This is a genomic window from Streptomyces sp. H51, assembly GCF_035656535.1.
Lineage (GTDB): Bacteria > Actinomycetota > Actinomycetes > Streptomycetales > Streptomycetaceae > Streptomyces.
This window is the reverse complement of record NZ_JAYMHD010000015.1, coordinates 54,771-72,836: the sequence shown is the minus strand read 5'-3', so window position 1 is coordinate 72,836 and position 18,066 is coordinate 54,771. Positions and strand designations below refer to the sequence as shown.

Genomic DNA, 18,066 nt, shown 5'->3' with positions numbered 1-18,066 from the left:
CCGGGAGTGGGGTCAGCCGAGGTTCGCGGTGCCCGAGTGCACTGCCTTCCACTCGCCGTTCTCGACCTGGTAGACCGTGAGCTGCTTGTTGCCGGTGTCGCCGTACTGGTCGAAGGAGACCTTGCCGGTGATGCCCTGGAAGTCCGACTTCTGGACCTCTTCGACGACCTTGGAGCGCAGGTCGTTGATGTCGCTGGGCAGCTTGCCGCCGTTGGCGTCCTTGACGGCCTTCACGGCCTTGATGATGGCGGTGGCGGCGTCGTAGGAGTAGCCGCCGTAGGCGCCGTAGTCGCCCTTGTAGCCCTTGGCCTTGTAGGTCTCGACGAACTGCTTGGCGGCGGGCAGGGTGTCGACGGGGACGCCGACGGAGGTGACGAGGTCGCCCGCGGCTGCCTTGCCGGCGACGTCGATGTAGGTGGTGGCGAACATGCCGTCGCCGCCGAACAGCGGGATCTTGACGCCGGCGTCCTTGAGCTGCTTGGTGATCAGCGCGGACTCGTCGTACTGGCCGCCGTAGTAGAGCAGGTCGGCGCCGGAGTTCTTGATCTTGGTGACGAGGGAGCCGAAGTCCTTGTCGCCGGTGTTGACGTGGTCGGTCTGGACGACCTTGCCGCCGAGCTTCTTGAACTGCTCGCCGAAGATCTTGGCCAGGCCGGCGCCGTAGGTCTGCTTGTCGTCGACGACGAACGCCTTCTTCTTCTTGAGGTTGTTGGCGGCGTAGTCGGCGGCGAAGCTGCCCTGCAGCTCGTCGGTGGTGGCGGTGCGGAAGTACGTCTTGTAGGGCCGCTTCTTGTCCGTCTGCCAGTTCTTGCCCTGGGTCAGCTCGGGGTTGGTGTTCGAGGGGGAGATCTCGACCATGTCGGCGGAGGCGAACACCTGCTGCATCGACTGGGCGACGCCGGAGTTCAGGGGGCCGACGGTGCCGACGACGGTCTTGTCGCCGACGAGCTTGGTGGCGTTCTGCTGGCCGTTGGCGGGCTGGGCCTTGTCGTCCAGTGCCTCGACCTTGAACTTCACGCCGGGGACCCAGTTGTTCTTGTTGGCGTCGTCGACGGCGACCTGCACGCCGTACTGGATGCCCAGGCCGGTGGTGGAGTTCTCGCCGGAGAGGGGGGCGTCGACGCCGATCGTGAAGGTGGTGGAGGAACCGCTGTTCTTCTTGTCACCGCTGTCGTCTCGGGAGCCGCAGGCGGTGAGTGTCAGAGCTCCGGTCGCAAGAACGGAGGTAAGTATCACCAAGGAACGCTGTCGCACAATCAGTCCTTTCCGCAGGCGGGCCCGCCCCGGTGGGGGCGGTGGTGCCGCGCTGGTACCGAACTCCCGATGGAGCGGTGACTGGCCGTGACTCTAAGCCCGGTCTGTGGGCAGGGGCATCGCCGTGCGCTGGCTTGTGACTTTCTTGTTATGCCGGGGTGCGGGGCGGGCCGGGAGGAAATGCCGTCTCGGCCGTTTTGGCGGATTTTCCCTTCGGTCCGCATTGTGAGAACCCGCACTTCCGGTTGGCCGTGGGCGGGGTCGTGCGGTTGTCGTGTCCCGGCTGGGGTGAAGGGGCTCGGAATGACCGCGGGAGTATGCGCCGTCGAAGATGAATGCGTGCTGTTGTATTGCGCGCGTGTTACGGAGCGTTACGTCGGGAAAGGGAAGATCCGCATTCTGGCGGGGGGTGTCGGTTCCGCCGGGGGTGTGTGCGGTGCGGTCCGCGGCGGGCTGTGCGGCTTCGTGGGGGCGGGCGTGCGGGGCCTGTGTGCGGGTTCGGGGGTGCGCCTGGCGCCCACGGCGGGGGACGTGCCCACGGCGGGGGACGGGGTCCGCCGTGGGCGGGTGCGGGGTCAGCCTTCCGTGTCGCGCAGCAGGCAGGTCAGGCGGGCGGTGCACACGCGGCGGTCTGCCTCGTCGCTGATGACGATCTCGTACGTCGCCGTGGAGCGGCCCCGGTGTACGGGGGTGGCGACGCCGGTGACCAGGCCGGAGCGGACTCCCCGGTGGTGGGTGCAGTTGAGGTCGACGCCGACGGCGATCTTGGTGCTGCCGCCGTGGAGCATCGATCCGACGGAGCCCAGGGTCTCGGCCAGGACCGCGGACGCGCCGCCGTGCAGCAGGCCGTAGGGCTGGGTGTTGCCTTCCACGGGCATGGTGCCGACGACGCGGTCCGCGGAGGCTTCCAGGATCTGGACGCCCATCCGGTTGCCGAGGTGGCCCGCGGAGAACAGTGCCTGCAGGTCGACACCGAGGGCGGCGTACTCGTCGACGACCTCTTGCGGGAATTTCACGTGCTGCTGCTCGCCCATGGCGCCGGGCTCCGTTCGTCTTGATCGGCTGTCTGCGGCTGAGCAAACGCTCAGTCGGCCGCCGATTGTTCCAGACGCACGATGACGGACTTGCTGGCCGGGGTGTTGCTGACGTCGGCGGTGGCGTCGAGGGGGACCAGGACGTTGGTCTCCGGGTAGTAGGCGGCGGCGCAGCCGCGGGCGGTGGGGTAGTGCACGACCTGGAAGCCGGGGGCCCGTCGTTCGACGCCGTCCTGCCATTCGCCGACCAGGTCGACGTGGTCGCCGTCGGCGAGGTTCAGGCGGCGGGCGTCGTCGGGGTTGACGAGGACGACGCGGCGGCCACCCCTGATGCCGCGGTAGCGGTCGTCGAGGCCGTAGATCGTGGTGTTGTACTGGTCGTGCGAGCGGAGGGTCTGCAGCAGCAGGCGGCCTTCGGGGATGCGGGGGTATTCGACGGGGGCCGCGGTGAAGTTGGCCTTGCCGGTGGCCGTGGGGAAGCGGCGTTCGTCGCGCGGGGCGTGCGGGAGCGCGAAGCCGCCGGGGCGGGCCACGCGCGCGTTGAAGTCCTCGAAGCCGGGGATCACGCGCGCGATGCGGTCGCGGACGGCGGCGTAGTCCTTCTCGAAGTCCTCCCAGGGGACGACGGTGCTGTCGCCGAGCACGCGGCGGGCCAGGCGGCAGACGATGGCGGGTTCCGACAGCAGGTGCTCGCTCGCGGGCTCCAGGCGGCCGCGGGAGGCGTGCACCATGCCCATGGAGTCCTCGACGGTGACGAACTGTTCGCCGGCGGCCTGCACGTCGCGCTCGGTGCGGCCGAGGGTGGGCAGGATGAGGGCGCGGGCGCCCGTGACGGCGTGCGAGCGGTTGAGCTTGGTGGAGACGTGCACGGTGAGGCGGGCGCGGCGCATCGCCGCCTCGGTGACCTCGGTGTCGGGGGAGGCGGCCACGAAGTTGCCGCCCATGGCGAAGAAGACCTTCGCCTCGCCGTCGCGCAGGGCGCGGATGGCGCGGACGACGTCGTAGCCGTGCTCGCGCGGGGGCGTGAAGCCGAACTCGCGTTCCAGGGCGTCCAGGAAGGCGGGGGCGGGGCGTTCGAAGATGCCCATGGTGCGGTCGCCCTGCACGTTGGAGTGGCCGCGGACCGGGCACACGCCCGCGCCGGGGCGGCCGATGTCGCCGCGCAGCAGGAGGAAGTTGACGATCTCGCGGATGGTCGGCACGGAGTGCTTGTGCTGGGTGAGGCCCATGGCCCAGCAGACGATGGTGCGCCGGGAGGCCAGCACCATGCCGAGGGCCCGGTCGATCTCCTCGCGGGTCAGGCCGGTGGCGGTGAGCGTCTCGTCCCAGTCGGCGGCGCGGGCCGCCTCGGCGAACTCCTCGTAGCCGTGGGTGTGTTCGCGGACGAAGGCCTCGTCCACGGCGCCGTCGGTGTCGAGGATCAGCTTGTTCAGGAGGCGGAAGAGGGCCTGGTCGCCGCCGATGCGGATCTGCAGGAACAGGTCGGTGAGGGCGGCGCCCTTGAGGATGCCCTGCGGGGTCTGCGGGTTCTTGAAGCGCTCCAGGCCGGCCTCGGGCAGCGGATTGACGCTGATGATCTTCGCGCCGGCCGCCTTGGCCTTCTCCAGCGCGGAGAGCATGCGGGGGTGGTTGGTGCCCGGGTTCTGGCCGGCGACGATGATCAGGTCGGCCTGGTGGAGGTCCTCCAGCAGGACGCTGCCCTTGCCGACGCCGATGGTCTCCGACAGTGCCGAGCCGGAGGACTCGTGGCACATGTTGGAGCAGTCGGGCAGGTTGTTGGTGCCCAGTTCGCGGGCGAACAGCTGGTAGAGGAAGGCCGCCTCGTTGCTGGTGCGGCCGGAGGTGTAGAAGACGGCCTGGTCGGGGGAGGAGAGGGCGGCGATCTCCTCGGCGACGATGCCGAAGGCGCGCTCCCAGGTGACCGGCTCGTAGTGGTCGCCGCCCTCGGGCAGGTACATGGGGTGGGTCAGGCGTCCCTGCTGGCCCAGCCAGTAGCCGCTGCGGCCGGCGAGGTCGGCGACGGAGTGCGCGGCGAAGAACTCGGGGGTGACACGGCGCAGGGTGGCCTCCTCGGCCACCGCCTTGGCGCCGTTCTCGCAGAACTCCGCCGTGTGCCGGTGGTCCCCCTCGGGCCAGGCGCAGCCCGGGCAGTCGAAGCCGTTCTTCTGGTTGACCCGCAGCAGCGTCAGCGCGGTCCGTCGCACGCCCATCTGCCGCTGGGCGACGCGCAGGGTGTGGCCGACGGCCGCGAGTCCCGCCGCCGCGTGCTGCGGTTCGCCGACCTGCGGCGCGTCCTGGACCGGATCACCCTCGGGCGGCTTGGTGGCCATCGCACGCTCTCCTTCGCGGTGTGGGATACGCCGTCGATGGTCCCACGCCAAGCCGGCCGGGAGCGGTGCCGGGCGGCGGGAGCGATTGCGCCGGATCACGGGTGGCGGCCGACTGTCAGTGCGGCGTGGCAGGATCGGGGGCGTGGCAGAGACAGCTTCGAAGAAGACCGAGAAGACCCCCGGCGGCAAGCGGCCCCGCCTGATGCTCATGGACGGGCACTCGCTGGCCTACCGCGCGTTCTTCGCGCTGCCCGCGGAGAACTTCACGACCGCGACGGGCCAGCCGACGAACGCGATCTACGGCTTCGCGTCGATGCTGGCCAACACCCTGCGTGACGAGGAGCCCACGCACTTCGCGGTGGCCTTCGACGTCTCCCGCAAGACCTGGCGCTCCGAGGAGTTCACGGAGTACAAGGCGAACCGCTCCAAGACGCCGGACGAGTTCAAGGGCCAGGTCGAGCTGATCGGCGAGCTGCTGGACGCGATGCAGGTCTCCCGCTTCGCCGTCGAGGGGTTCGAGGCGGACGACGTCATCGCCACCCTGGCCACGCAGGCCGAGGCGGAGGGGTTCGAGGTGCTGATCGTCACCGGCGACCGCGACTCCTTCCAGCTGGTCTCCGACCACACGACGGTGCTGTACCCGACGAAGGGCGTCTCGGAGCTGACCCGGTTCACCCCTGAGAAGGTCCTGGAGAAGTACGGGCTGACGCCCGCGCAGTACCCGGACTTCGCGGCGCTGCGCGGCGACCCGTCGGACAACCTGCCGGGCATTCCCGGGGTCGGCGAGAAGACGGCCGCGAAGTGGATCAACCAGTTCGGGTCGTTCGCGCAGCTGGTGGAGCGCGTCGACGAGGTCAAGGGCAAGGCCGGGCAGAACCTGCGCGACCACCTGGAGGCGGTCAAGCTGAACCGCCGGCTGACCGAGCTGGAGCGGGGGGTGGAGCTGCCGAAGGCGGTCGCCGAGCTGGAGCGGGCCGCTTACGACCGCAAGGCCGTCGCGATGGTCCTGGACACCCTGGAGATCCGTAACCCGTCGTTGCGGGAGCGGCTGTTCGCGGTGGATCCGGGCGCCGAGGAGGCGGAGACCACGCCGGTCGCGGCGGCCGGCGTGGAGCTGGACGGCACGGTCCTCGGCACCGGCGAGCTCGCCGGCTGGCTCGCCGGGCACGGCACGGACGCCCTGGGTGTCGCGACCGTGGACACCTGGGCGCTGGGCACCGGCTCGGTCGCCGAGGTGGCGCTCGCCGCGGCCGGGGGAGCGGCCGCCTGGTTCGACCCGGCCGAGCTGGACGAGGCCGACGAGCGGGCCTTCGCGGCGTGGCTGGCGGACGCGGACCGGCCCAAGGTCCTGCACAACGCCAAGGGCGCGATGCGGGTCTTCGCCGAGCACGGCTGGAGCGTCGACGGTGTCACCATGGACACCGCGCTCGCCGCCTACCTGGTCAAGCCGGGCCGCCGCTCCTTCGACCTGGACGCGCTGTCCCTGGAGTACCTGGGACGCGAGCTGGCCCCGGCCGCCGCGGCCGACGGCCAGCTGGCCTTCGGCGCGGACGACGACGCCGAGCGCGAGGCGCTGATGGTCCAGGCCCGCGCGGTCCTCGACCTGGGCACGGCGTTCGAGGAGAAGCTGCGGGAGGTCGGCGCGGCCGACCTGCTGCGCGACATGGAGCTGCCCACTTCCGCCCTGCTCGCCCGCATGGAGCGGCACGGCATCGCGGCCGACCGGGCCCACCTGGAGGCCATGGAGCAGATGTTCGCGGGCGCCGTGCAGCAGGCGGTGAAGGAGGCCCACGCGGCCGCCGGGCACGAGTTCAACCTGGGTTCGCCCAAGCAGTTGCAGGAGGTCCTCTTCGGCGAGCTGGGCCTGCCGAAGACGAAGAAGACGAAGACCGGCTACACCACGGACGCCGACGCCCTGGCCTGGCTCGCCGGTCAGACGGAGAACGAGCTGCCGGTGATCATGCTCCGGCACCGCGAGCAGGCGAAGCTGCGCGTCACCGTCGAGGGCCTGATCAAGACGATCGCGACGGACGGCCGTATCCACACCACGTTCAACCAGACCGTCGCGGCGACCGGGCGGCTGTCCTCCACGGACCCGAATCTGCAGAACATCCCCGTCCGCACGGACGAGGGCCGGGCCATCCGCCGCGGCTTCGTCGTCGGCGAGGGCTTCGAGTCCCTGATGACCGCCGACTACAGCCAGATCGAACTGCGCGTGATGGCCCACCTCTCCGAGGACGAGGGCCTGACCGAGGCGTTCACCTCGGGGGAGGACCTGCACACCACCGCGGCCGCGCGGGTCTTCGCGGTCGAACCCGCAGCGGTCGACGCGGAGATGCGCCGCAAGATCAAGGCGATGTCCTACGGCCTGGCGTACGGCCTGTCGGCCTTCGGCCTCTCCCAGCAGCTGAACATCGAGGCGGCGGAGGCGCGCGCCCTGATGGACGCGTATTTCGAGCGTTTCGGTGGTGTACGGGACTATCTGCACCGGGTCGTCGACGAGGCCAGGGCGACGGGATACACGGCAACGCTCTTCGGCCGCCGCCGCTACCTGCCCGACCTCAACAGCGACAACCGCCAGCGCCGCGAGGCCGCCGAGCGCATGGCCCTCAACGCGCCGATCCAGGGCACGGCGGCCGACATCGTCAAGATCGCCATGCTGAACGTGGACCGTGCGCTGCGTGAGGCCGGCCTGCGGTCCCGCATGCTCCTCCAGGTGCACGACGAAGTCGTACTGGAGATCGCCCCCGGCGAGCGCACGGCCACGGAGGAGATCGTCCGCCGCGAGATGGCGGACGCCGTCCACCTCAGGGTCCCCCTGGGGGTCTCGGTCGGCGTGGGCCCGGACTGGGAGTCGGCGGCGCACTGAGCGCTCCGCCGCGCCGCTGGAGGTGCCGGGCCATGCCGTCGGCCGCCTGCCGCACCGCCGTGGCCGGCCGCGCGGTTCCCCGCGCCCCTTCGGGGCGCTGCCGGCAGGGTGCCGGGGCGGGGTGGGAGCGTCACTCACCTGGACCCCGTCGGCACGCCCCCGTTCCCGCCTCCCGCCAGGATGCGGGCATGGGTATACGCATGCTCAAGCGTCGGCCCGGGCCGACGCGGGCGGGCGCCGGAGCGGTGCCCGCCCGGCCCGCCGCGGCGGTGCCGGTCTTCGCGGCCGGCGCCAGCACCGCCCGTGTCCCGGCCGGCCCGGCCCTCGTCCTGCGGCGCGGGAGGACCGGCCTGGCGCGGGCCCTGCGCGGACTCACCCGCCCCGAGGAGCCGCCCGCCTGGCGCCTGTGGGCGGGGCTGGGCCGCAGCTGCCTCACCGGGCTGCTGACCCGCCGTTCCCGCGGCGCCCACACCGTCACCGTGTTCGTCGTTCCGGCGGGCGGGCTCACCGGGCGGCCGGGCGACCCCCCTGCGCGGTGACCCGCTGCGGCTCCGCGCCGGCCGGTGCCGGGGGCGGGGCCGGGCGCCAGATCCGTACGCCCACCGCGTACAGCAGCAGGCCCGGCACCAGTCCGGCGCCCGCGCCGAAGCACACCGTCGGGATCAGCTCCCACGGCTTGGCGGTCGCTCCCCAGTACTCCCACCACCTTGCCGCCCGCTGCACCGCCCCCGCCGCGGCGCACCCGCCGATCACGGCCCCCGCCCACCACCGGTCGGGGACCGACAGCACCGCCACCCCGGCCGGCCGGGGCGGCGCGGGCGCCCGGCGCAGCGCCCGCGCCAGGAACACGACGACCACCACCGCGGCGGCCGCCGAACTGCCGTACTGCAGGTACCAGTAGCCGGGCGCGCCGGCCAGGTCCCGGCCGAGCACCGGCAGCAGCCGCACGCCCCACCGGTCGTGGTGCGTGAACGCGTCCCACACCACGTGCGTCAGCGCGCCGAGCGTGGCGGAGACGTACCACCGGGCCATCTGGCGCGGGCTCACGCGCGCGCGTGGCGCCCCGCACCGCAGCAGCGCCGCCGGCCGCGGCTGCCGGGCCCGCGGCCCCAGCGCCACCAGCGGCTCGCGCACCAGCAGCCACAGCGCGACCAGCGCCCAGGAGACGAGCAGGTCGACCGAGAAGACGCCGGGGAGGGAATGCGTGACCTGTCCGAACTCCATCGCCCCGGACACCGCGCTCGCCGCGTAGTACGGCATGTCGGGTGCGAAGGAACCCGCCACGAGCAGGGCCGGAACGAGCCGTCCCCGGCCGGTTCCGTCGGTGCGCACGGCGGGCAGCACGGCCGCCGCGTGGCTGAGGGTGAACGGCAACGGAACTCCTTGCGACAGTGCACGGTCCGAGCGGTCGGCCGGGTGACCGCTCGTGTCAAGTATGGGCGGACGGCCGCCGGACAACGGAACATGGCCAACTGGTGAAAGGCGGGTGCGAACGGGTGCCGGTGCAAAGCAAGTTGTCGTAGGGTCGCCTGGGCCCCCGGGCCGGGCGAGCGTCGAACCGGAACACCGGACGGCACGAGGAGGGCAACCTCCACGGCGGCTCGATCGTCACAGCAGACGAACACAGCATCACAGGGCAGCATCACAGGGCAGTCGGACGCACGGCAGACGGAGACGGGCGCTCGGGCGTCCACAGGAGGGGTTCACTCTATGGCGGCGCAATTCGGCAGGAGGCTGTACAAGGGAGCGGCGACCACCGCCGCGGCCGCGCTCGCGGTCGCGGCCCTGTCCGCGTCCCAGGCTCCAGGGGTCACGGTCGACGGCCACGGCAGAACGACCGCGGCCGACGCCCAGCCCTCGCCGGAGGCGACGACTTCCGGCGACGGCGGTGCGACCGGCAACTCGCCGTACTACACGGACCTTCCGCCGCTGAACAGCCCGAGCCCCGCGCCCACCGCCGGAACGCCGGTGGCGCAGGGCAGCGCCGAGGCCGGCATTCCCGCGACCGTCCTCGACGCCTACAAGAAGGCCGAGGCGTCCCTGCGGGCGGCCAAGCCCGGCTGCAACCTGCCCTGGCAACTCCTCGCCGCCATCGGCAAGGTCGAGTCGGGCCAGGCCCGCGGCGGCCGCGTCGACGCGAACGGCACCACGCTGAGCCCGATCCTCGGCCCGCAGCTCGACGGCAACGGCTTCGCGCTGATCCAGGACACCGACAACGGCCTGTACGACGGCAACAGCTCCTACGACCAGGCCGTCGGCCCCATGCAGTTCATCCCCTCCACCTGGGCGTGGGCGGGCCGCGACGGCAACGGTGACGGGGTGAAGGACCCCAACAACGTCTACGACGCCGCCCTGGCCGCCGGCCACTACCTGTGCCGCAACGGCTGGGACCTGTCGCTCCAGTCCGATCTGCACAGCGCGATCCTCAGCTACAACCACTCGCAGGACTACCTGAACATGGTCCTGTCGTGGCTGGAGTACTACCGCAAGGGCACCCACGAGATCCCGGACGGCACCGGCACCGTTCCCTCCGGTCGCAGCGACGGCCACGCCGGCCCCTCGACGACGCCGCCCTCGACGCCGCCGGGCACCGGCTCCCCGAGCCCCACGCCGCCGAAGTCGGACGAGCCGAGCACGCCGCCCTCCCAGTCCCCCACTCCCACCGACACGGTGGACCACCTGGCGGACGCGGGCACCGCCAAGCTCACCGCGATGGCCGGCGACACGTTCGCCAAGAAGATCAGCACCAAGGCCGAGACCAAGGCCGGCAAGGCCGTCGGCAAGGTGCGCGTCCGCTTCACGATCACGGGCGACACCGACGCCACCTTCACCGGCGGCGAGCGCGTCGCCACGGTGTCCACCGACAAGACGGGCGTGGCCGTCGCCCCCGCGCTGCACGCGGGCGAGCAGACGGGCGGCTTCACCGTCCGCGCGACCGTCGTCGGCCGCTCGGTCCCCGGCCTCGACTACACGGCCACCGTCACCGAGCGCGCCGCGGACACCCTCGCCCGCACCAGCGACACCGCGCTGACCTGCACGCCGGGCGGCGAGTTCGCCGACCAGGTCGAGGTGAAGGCCACCTGGAAGGGCGCCGTCGCGGACCGGGTCGCGGCCACCGCCATCCTGATCAAGTCGGCGGACGACGCGACCGTGAACGACAAGGGCCCCTACTTCAAGGACGCCGCGGGCAAGACCGTACGCACCCTGACGGGTCTGCGGACGGACGCGAACGGCCTGCTGAAGCTGCCGAAGCTGTACGCGGACGACACCACCGGCACCTTCCTGCTGCGCGTCACCACCGAGGGCGGCGCGACCCTGACCGTCGAACTGACGGTCGCGGCGGCGACGTCTCCCTCGCCCAGCACGTCTCCCTCGCCCAGCACGTCCCCCTCGCCCAGCACGTCGGCCGACCCGACCGCTTCGGCGAGCCCCAGCGCCTAGTCACTCGGCGACGGCGGCGTCCCTCTCGCGCAGGGGGGCGCCGCCGTCGTGCGTGCGCCCCTCTCGTGCGGGGGGAACGCCGCCGTCGTGCGTGCGACGTGTTCTCATCTCGCCCGAGCGTTGCTACGGTGCCGGACCTGACGATGTGTCAGTCCGCGTCCGCCGGGAGGCCCGCATGCGCGCCCTGATCGCCGCCGCGACCGGTCTCGCCGTCGCGCTCGCCCTGGTCCTCACGCTCACCGCCCTGGGCACCCCGACGGGAAAGACCTCCCCGAAGCCGCTGCTGACGACGGTGCCCGCACACCCGTAACCGCCCGCGAGGGAGGCCGAGATGCGCCGCAAGGCCAGTCTGATCCTGCTCGCCTTCGCCGTGTTCTTCGCGGCGCTGTCCCCGCTGCTGCGCTGGTACGCCTTCCCGCGCCTGGCCGAGGTCCCGGCGAACACGTACCAGGACATGGTCCTGGAGGCGAAGGACGCCACCCTCCTCGACTACGGCACCATGAAGGCCCGCAAGGTCTCCAAGGTGACCATCGTGCAGACCCTCAAGGGCGACGTGCAGGCGGCCGGGAGGATCGGGCGGACGGCGGGCCGGGACGTCGTCGTCTGGGACGGCCTGTCCTACGTGCAGGGACCCGACGGCAAGATGGTCTCCAAGGTCCCCGAGCGCTACATCTTCGACGCCCACACCCAGGAACCCGTCCACGCCACCGGCGAGTCGGTCGACGGCGACCCGGTGAGACGGCAGGGCATCGAGTTCAAGTGGCCGTTCCTGACCCAGAAGCGGGACTACCGGTACTTCGACGCGCAGGCCCGCGTCACCGCGCCCATCCACTACGAGGGCACGCGGGACTTCCGCGGCGTGCGGGTGTACTACTTCGAGCAGACCGTCCCCTGGACGCAGGTCCCGTTCCCCAGGACCATGCCCGTCGCGGGCATCACCCCCGAGTCGGTCGCGAGGACCGGCACCACCCGCTGGTACACCACCGTGCGCAGATTCTGGGTCGAGCCCGTCACCGGCGCCCCCGTCTACGGCGAGGAGATCCACCGGGAGGAACTGCGCGGCGGCACCCTGCTCGGCGGCCGCGAGAAGGTCACCGCGTTCGCCGGCCACGTGAAGATGCGCGAGGACTACATCGAGCACACCGTCGCCATGGTCAAGTCCAACCGCACCCTCGTCCTGCTCATGACGTCCTACCTGCCGTGGGGCTTCCTGGCCCTCGGCACGCTGCTGCTGGCGCTGTCCCTGTCGCTGGAGGCGCGCGGCCGCCGCCCGGCAGGCCCGGAACCGGCCGGCTCCTCGACGCCGCAGCCGGTCACCGCCTGAGCCGCCCCGGTCACCGCCTGAGCCGCCCCGGTCCCGTCTGAGCCGCGCGCCGGTCGCGCCTGAGCCCGCGCCGGTCACCGTCTGAGCCGCCCCGGTCACCGCTGGAGCCGCGCCCCGGTCCCGTCTGAGCCCGCGCCGGTCACCGTCTGAGCCGCGCCCCGGTCGCGCCTGAGCCCGCGCCGGTCACCGTCTGAGCCGCGCCCTGGTCGCGCCTGAGCCCGCGCCGGTCACCGTCTGAGCCGCGCCCCGGTCGCGCCTGAGCCCGCGCCGGTCACCGCTTGAGCCGCCCCGGTCACCGCTGGAGCCGCGCCCCGGTCGCGCCTGAGCCCGCGCCGGTCACCGTCTGAGCCGCGCCCCGGTCCCGTCTGAGCCGCGCCCCGGTCGCGCCTGAGCCCGCGCCTGTCACCGTCTGAGCCGCGCGCCGGCGTGCCGGGTCGGTTCGGCGGTGGCCGGGTCCTCGGGCCAGGGGTGCTTGGGGTAGCGGCCGCGCAACTCGGCCCGCACGGCCCGGTAACCGTCCTTCCAGAAGGAGGCGAGGTCGGCGGTGACGGCCGCCGGCCGGCCGGCCGGGGAGAGCAGGTGCACCAGCAGCGGCACGCCGGCGACGGCGGGCGACTCGTGCAGCCCGAACATCTCCTGCAGTTTCACGGCGAGCACGGGCCGCTCCGGATCCCCGTAGTCGATCCGGATCCTGGACCCGCTCGGCACGGTGATCCGCTCCGGGGCCAGCTCGTCGAGGCGTGCGGCCTGCCCGGACGCCCACGGCAGCAGCCGGCTGAGTGCCCCGCCCGCGTCGATCCGGGCGAGGTCGGCCCGCCGCCGGGCCCGGCTCAGCTCGGGCTCCAGCCACTCGTCCACCCGCGCGTGCAGCGCGTCGTCGCCGACGTCGGGCCACGGCTCACCGAGGTGCAGGCGCAGGAAGGCCAGCCGCTGCCGCCGGACGGCCGCCTCGGGCGTCCACCGCAGCAGCCCGAACCCCTCCCGCCGCACCCCGTCCAGCAGCGCCTCGCGCACCAGGGCGGGGCCGGGGTCGCGCAGCGGCCGTACGGCGAGTTCGACGGCGCCCAGCCGTTCCACCCGCCGCGCGACGACGTCCCCGTCCGCCCAGTGGACCTCGTCGCGTTCCCGGAGCAGAGCTCCGGCCGCGAGCCGGGCCGCCTCCTCGTCCACGACCGCCCCGAGCCGTACCCGCGCGTGCCTGCTGCCGACCGGCCGGTCGGCGACGGCGACCGCGATCCAGGGGGCACCGCGCAGCCCGCTGCCCTCGCCGGTCTCGGCCCGGGTGCCGGAGACCATCAGGTACGAGCCGCCGTCGGCCTTGGCCAGCCGCTCCGGGAAGGCGAGCGCTGCGACCCGGCCGGCGAGCGCGTCGTCGCTGCCGACCGCGGAGCCGTCGGCCGGCGGGCCGGTGAACTCCGCCGCCGCGGCCCGCAGCCGCCGCACCTCCGCCCGCCACCGGCCCGCGTAGGCGTCGCCGCCGCGCCGGGCGGCCCGCAGCGCCGCCGCCAGGTCGTCGCCGTACTCGCGCGGCGGCTCCTCCGACAGCAGCGCCACCACCTCGGCGCCCGCCCCGCCGGTGTCCAGCAGCGCCCTCCCCAGCCGGGGATGCACCCCCAGCCGGGCCAGCCGCACGCCCCGCCGCGTGGCCCGTCCGGCGGAGTCGACCGCGCCCACGGCCGTCAGCACGGCCCGCGCCGCCGCCATCGCCCCGCCCGGCGGCGGATCCAGCAGCGCCAGTCCGGACGCGTCCGGATCCCCCCAGCATGCCGCCTGCAGCGCGAACGCCGTCAGGTCGGCCACCTTGATCTCCGGCGCCGGGAAACGCGGCAGCCGCGCGTCCTCCGCCTCGGCCCAGCACCGGTACACCACGCCCGGCGCCTCCCGCCCGGCACGTCCCGCCCGCTGCCGACCGGCCGCCTGCGACGCCCGCACCGTGGTCAGCGCGCTCAGCCCGCGCGCGTGGTCCACCCGCGGCTCCCGCGCCAGACCCGAGTCGACGACCACCCGCACGCCGGGCACCGTCAGCGACGACTCCGCCACCGAGGTGGCCAGCACCACCCGCCGCCGCTGCCCCGGGCTCAGCACGGCGTCCTGCACCGCCGCCGGCGCCCGCCCGTGCACCTGCAGCACCTCGACGCCGCCGAGGTCCCCGAGCTGCCCCGCGACCCGCGCGATCTCCCCGACGCCGGGCAGGAAGCACAGCACGTCCCCGTCCCGTTCGGCCAGCGCACGCCGCACCACAGACGCCACGTGCGTCAGCAGCGCCGGGTCGACGCGCATGCCGTGCGGGGGGCGTACCGGCCGGGCCGGCGGCGCCCACACCACCTCCACCGGATGCGAGACGCCCTCCGCCGCGACCACCGGCGCCCCGCCCAGCAGCGCCGCCCAGCCCTCGGCGTCGGTCGTCGCCGAGGCGGCCACCAGCCGCAGCTCCGGCCGCAGCGTCTCCCGCACGTCCCACAGGAACGCCGCCACGGTGTCCGCGTCCAGGTGCCGCTCGTGGCACTCGTCCAGCACCACCACGTCCACGCCGGCCAGTTCCTGGTCGCGCTGGAGGCGTTGCAGCAGCACGCCGGTGGTGACGACCTCCACGCGCGTGCGGCGCCCGACGACCCGCTCGCCGCGCACGGTGTACCCGACGCTCTCGCCGGCGGACTCGCCCAGCAGCCACGCCATCCGGCGGGCGGCGGCGCGGGCCGCGATCCGCCGCGGCTCGGCGACGACGACCCGCCGCGCCGCTGCCTCGCCGAGCAGGCCCGCCAGCGCCAGCGGCACCAGCGTGGTCTTGCCGGTGCCGGGCGGCGCGACGAGCACGGCGGTGCCGTGCCCGTCCAGCGCGCCGGTCAGGGCGGGCAGGGCGCAGCGCACCGGCAGGGCGCCCAGGGCGTCGTGTCGGATCACCTGCTCAGTCCCTCAGTCCCGCACGCACACGAAGATCGCGGTGCCCGGGATCAGGCCGCCGCGCAACGGCGACCAGCCGCCCCATTCCGAGGTGTTCCAGGCCGGCCACTCCGGCTCGACCAGGTCGACCAGCCGGAAGCCGCCGGCCACCACGTCGCGCACCCGGTCGCCGATCGTGCGGTGGTGCTCGACGTAGACCGCGCGGCCCTCGTCGTCCTGCTCGACGTACGGGGTGCGGTCGAAGTAGGAGGCGGCCACCGTCAGCCCCTCCGGTCCGGGCTCGTCCGGGAAGGCCCAGCGGACGGGATGGGTGACGGAGAAGACGAACCGGCCGCCCGGGCGCAGCACCCGCCGCACCTCCTTCAGCACCAGCACCGGGTCCGCCACGAACGGCAGCGCGCCGTACGCCGAGCACGCCAGGTCGAAGGAGCCGTCCGCGAAGGGCAGCGCACCGGCGTCCGCGCACACCAGCGGGAACGATCCGCCGATCCGCAGCGCGTGCTGGAGCTGGCGGTGGGAGATGTCCAGGGCGACCGGGCGGGCGCCCTGGGCGGCCAGCCAGCGCGAGCACTGGGCCGCGCCGGCGCCGATCTCCAGCACGTCCCGGCCCTTCAGCTCATCCGGCGGTCCGAGCAGTTCCGCCTCCACCTCGTCCAGGCCCTCGGGGCCCCACACGAAGCGGTCGTCGCCGAGGAACGTGCCGTGCTCGACCTGGTACTCGTCGGCGTTGCGGTCCCACCAGCCCCGGTTGGCCCGGGAGCTCTCCGTGACGCCGGCCGCGCGCCGGGTGGCCTCCGGCTCGGACCCGGACTCGGACGCGGGCTCGGACCCGGACCCGGACGCGGAGTCGGGCCCGGGCGTCACGGGCTCGGGGGATACGGGCTCTTGGATGATCGGCTCCCTCGTCGTACTCTTCCGTCCAACCCCGTCCCGGTGGCGACACGGAAGGGACGCCGGCGGCCTGTGTGGCCCCAGGAGACAGGTTTCGTGCCGGGTATGCGGCGATCCGCCCCGGGTGTGCGCGTTCGCGCATTGACCCTGCCCGGCTGCCCCCGTATGCTACAAGTTGCGCTGCGGGCCTGCGCACCTCAGACGTAGCAGGCTGCGCTCGCATCTGTTGTATGTCCCCTCGGTTGTCGAGGCGCCACCAGTGGTTTCGTGTGGCGCTTCCTTGGCTGTCCGGCTTCTGCAGAGCGAAACGGGCTCCCGGCGTAAGCAGTACCTACGACTCAATGTCCGTACCGGAGCCCTTTCCCACATGACGAGCAGCACCGAGACCACCGCCACCACCCCGCAGGTAGCGGTCAACGACATCGGTAACGAGGAAGCCTTCCTCGCAGCGATCGACGAGACGATCAAGTACTTCAACGACGGCGACATCGTCGACGGCGTCATCGTGAAGGTCGACCGGGACGAGGTCCTGCTCGACATCGGTTACAAGACCGAAGGCGTTATCCCGAGCCGCGAGCTCTCGATCAAGCACGACGTCGACCCCAACGAGGTCGTCGCCGTCGGTGACGAGATCGAAGCCCTTGTTCTCCAGAAGGAGGACAAGGAAGGCCGCCTGATCCTCTCGAAGAAGCGCGCCCAGTACGAGCGTGCCTGGGGCACCATCGAGAAGATCAAGGAAGAGGACGGGATCGTCACCGGTACCGTCATCGAGGTCGTCAAGGGTGGTCTCATCCTCGACATCGGCCTCCGTGGCTTCCTCCCGGCCTCCCTGGTCGAGATGCGCCGCGTCCGCGACCTCCAGCCCTACGTGGGCAAGGAGCTCGAGGCCAAGATCATCGAGCTGGACAAGAACCGCAACAACGTGGTCCTGTCCCGCCGTGCCTGGCTGGAGCAGACCCAGTCCGAGGTCCGCCAGACGTTCCTCACGACCCTGCAGAAGGGTCAGGTCCGCTCCGGCGTGGTCTCCTCGATCGTCAACTTCGGTGCCTTCGTGGACCTGGGTGGCGTCGACGGTCTGGTGCACGTCTCCGAGCTGTCCTGGAAGCACATCGACCACCCCTCCGAGGTCGTCGAGGTCGGCCAGGAGGTCACCGTCGAGGTCCTCGACGTCGACATGGACCGCGAGCGTGTCTCCCTGTCGCTGAAGGCGACCCAGGAAGACCCGTGGCAGCAGTTCGCCCGCACCCACCAGATCGGCCAGGTCGTGCCCGGCAAGGTCACGAAGCTGGTTCCGTTCGGTGCGTTCGTCCGCGTGGACGAGGGCATCGAGGGTCTGGTCCACATCTCCGAGCTGGCCGAGCGCCACGTGGAGATCCCGGAGCAGGTCGTCCAGGTCAACGACGAGATCTTCGTCAAGGTCATCGACATCGACCTCGAGCGCCGTCGCATCAGCCTCTCGCTGAAGCAGGCCAACGAGTCCTTCGGTGCCGACCCGGCCTCGGTCGAGTTCGACCCGACCCTGTACGGCATGGCCGCGTCCTACGACGACCAGGGCAACTACATCTACCCCGAGGGCTTCGACCCGGAGACCAACGACTGGCTGCCGGGCTACGAGAAGCAGCGCGAGGAGTGGGAGCGCCAGTACGCCGAGGCGCAGCAGCGCTTCGAGCAGCACCAGGCGCAGGTCATCAAGTCCCGCGAGGCGGACGCCCAGGCCGCTGCCGAGGGTGGCGAGGCCGCCGCTCCGGCCGCGTCCGGCGGCGGTTCGTACTCCTCCGAGGGCGGCGACAGCTCCGGCGCGCTGGCCTCGGACGAGGCGCTGGCGGCGCTCCGCGAGAAGCTGGCCGGCGGCCAGAGCTGACCGCTCGCTGAGCTGTAGGTCCTTCGGCCGAGGGCCCGCATCCTTCCGGGTGCGGGCCCTCGGCGTTGCCCGGCCACGCCCCGAAATCGCGCATCCCCGGCCGATGGTGATGCCTGATCAGGGGCGCGGGTGGGAATGCCCGTGTTCCGGGGGTGGTTGTG

The 18,066-nt window shown here is 72.7% G+C and carries 12 protein-coding genes; 6 read left to right on the top strand and 6 right to left on the bottom strand.

Features of this window, described 5'->3' with window-relative positions; genetic code table 11:
* Window positions 1-12: 12 nt before the first annotated feature.
* From VKA29_RS03510 to VKA29_RS03500, 3 genes are all read right to left on the bottom strand, one after another.
* Entirely contained in the window at window positions 13-1,239 is a 1,227-nt protein-coding gene (locus VKA29_RS03510; RefSeq protein ID WP_324783873.1) for a branched-chain amino acid ABC transporter substrate-binding protein, read from the bottom strand.
* Between the two features lie 590 nt (window positions 1,240-1,829).
* The gene (locus tag VKA29_RS03505) at window positions 1,830-2,288 is read right to left on the bottom strand and encodes a hotdog fold thioesterase (protein ID WP_324783655.1); all 459 of its coding nucleotides are present in this window, start codon (window positions 2,286-2,288) and stop codon (window positions 1,830-1,832) included.
* Window positions 2,289-2,338: 50 nt separating this feature from the next.
* Window positions 2,339-4,618 (bottom strand): FdhF/YdeP family oxidoreductase, encoded by a 2,280-nt coding sequence (locus VKA29_RS03500; RefSeq protein WP_324783654.1) that lies wholly within the window; start codon window positions 4,616-4,618, stop codon window positions 2,339-2,341.
* A 142-nt stretch (window positions 4,619-4,760) separates the two neighbouring features.
* On the opposite strand from VKA29_RS03500, the gene polA reads away from it, so the two are divergent.
* Both polA and VKA29_RS03490 read left to right on the top strand, forming a co-directional pair.
* On the top strand, window positions 4,761-7,487 hold the full coding sequence (gene polA, locus VKA29_RS03495; RefSeq protein ID WP_324783653.1) for a DNA polymerase I: 2,727 nt from the start codon (window positions 4,761-4,763) through the stop codon (window positions 7,485-7,487).
* A gap of 188 nt (window positions 7,488-7,675) precedes the next feature.
* A complete protein-coding gene (locus tag VKA29_RS03490; RefSeq protein WP_324783652.1) occupies window positions 7,676-8,026 on the top strand; it encodes a hypothetical protein in 351 nt (116 codons plus the stop codon).
* On the opposite strand, the gene VKA29_RS03485 is transcribed toward VKA29_RS03490, so the two are convergent.
* Window positions 7,992-8,861: a DUF4184 family protein gene (locus VKA29_RS03485; RefSeq protein WP_324783651.1), complete on the bottom strand. Its 870-nt coding sequence runs from the start codon at window positions 8,859-8,861 to the stop codon at window positions 7,992-7,994. The two genes, VKA29_RS03490 and VKA29_RS03485, sit on opposite strands and share 35 nt — an antisense overlap.
* 336 nt (window positions 8,862-9,197) lie before the next feature.
* On the opposite strand from VKA29_RS03485, the gene VKA29_RS03480 reads away from it, so the two are divergent.
* The 3 genes from VKA29_RS03480 to VKA29_RS03470 all read left to right on the top strand — a co-directional run bounded on the left by VKA29_RS03480 (window position 9,198) and on the right by VKA29_RS03470 (window position 12,252).
* Entirely contained in the window at window positions 9,198-10,928 is a 1,731-nt protein-coding gene (locus tag VKA29_RS03480) for a lytic transglycosylase domain-containing protein (RefSeq protein WP_324783650.1), read from the top strand.
* A gap of 175 nt (window positions 10,929-11,103) precedes the next feature.
* Window positions 11,104-11,238, top strand: coding sequence for an SPW_0924 family protein (locus VKA29_RS03475; RefSeq protein ID WP_107472664.1), 135 nt, complete (start codon window positions 11,104-11,106; stop codon window positions 11,236-11,238).
* 21 nt (window positions 11,239-11,259) lie between these two features.
* Entirely contained in the window at window positions 11,260-12,252 is a 993-nt protein-coding gene (locus tag VKA29_RS03470; RefSeq protein WP_324783649.1) for a DUF3068 domain-containing protein, read from the top strand.
* Between the two features lie 402 nt (window positions 12,253-12,654).
* Here the strand turns inward: VKA29_RS03470 and hrpB are convergent, their stop codons facing one another.
* The gene (hrpB, locus tag VKA29_RS03465; protein WP_324783648.1) at window positions 12,655-15,153 is read right to left on the bottom strand and encodes an ATP-dependent helicase HrpB; all 2,499 of its coding nucleotides are present in this window, start codon (window positions 15,151-15,153) and stop codon (window positions 12,655-12,657) included.
* A gap of 12 nt (window positions 15,154-15,165) precedes the next feature.
* Window positions 15,166-16,017, bottom strand: a complete 852-nt coding sequence (locus VKA29_RS03460) for a class I SAM-dependent methyltransferase (protein ID WP_324783647.1) — start codon at window positions 16,015-16,017, stop codon at window positions 15,166-15,168.
* A 394-nt stretch (window positions 16,018-16,411) separates the two neighbouring features.
* On the opposite strand from VKA29_RS03460, the gene rpsA reads away from it, so the two are divergent.
* Window positions 16,412-17,905, top strand: a complete 1,494-nt coding sequence (gene rpsA, locus VKA29_RS03455) for a 30S ribosomal protein S1 (protein WP_324783646.1) — start codon at window positions 16,412-16,414, stop codon at window positions 17,903-17,905.
* Window positions 17,906-18,066 lie beyond the last annotated feature (161 nt).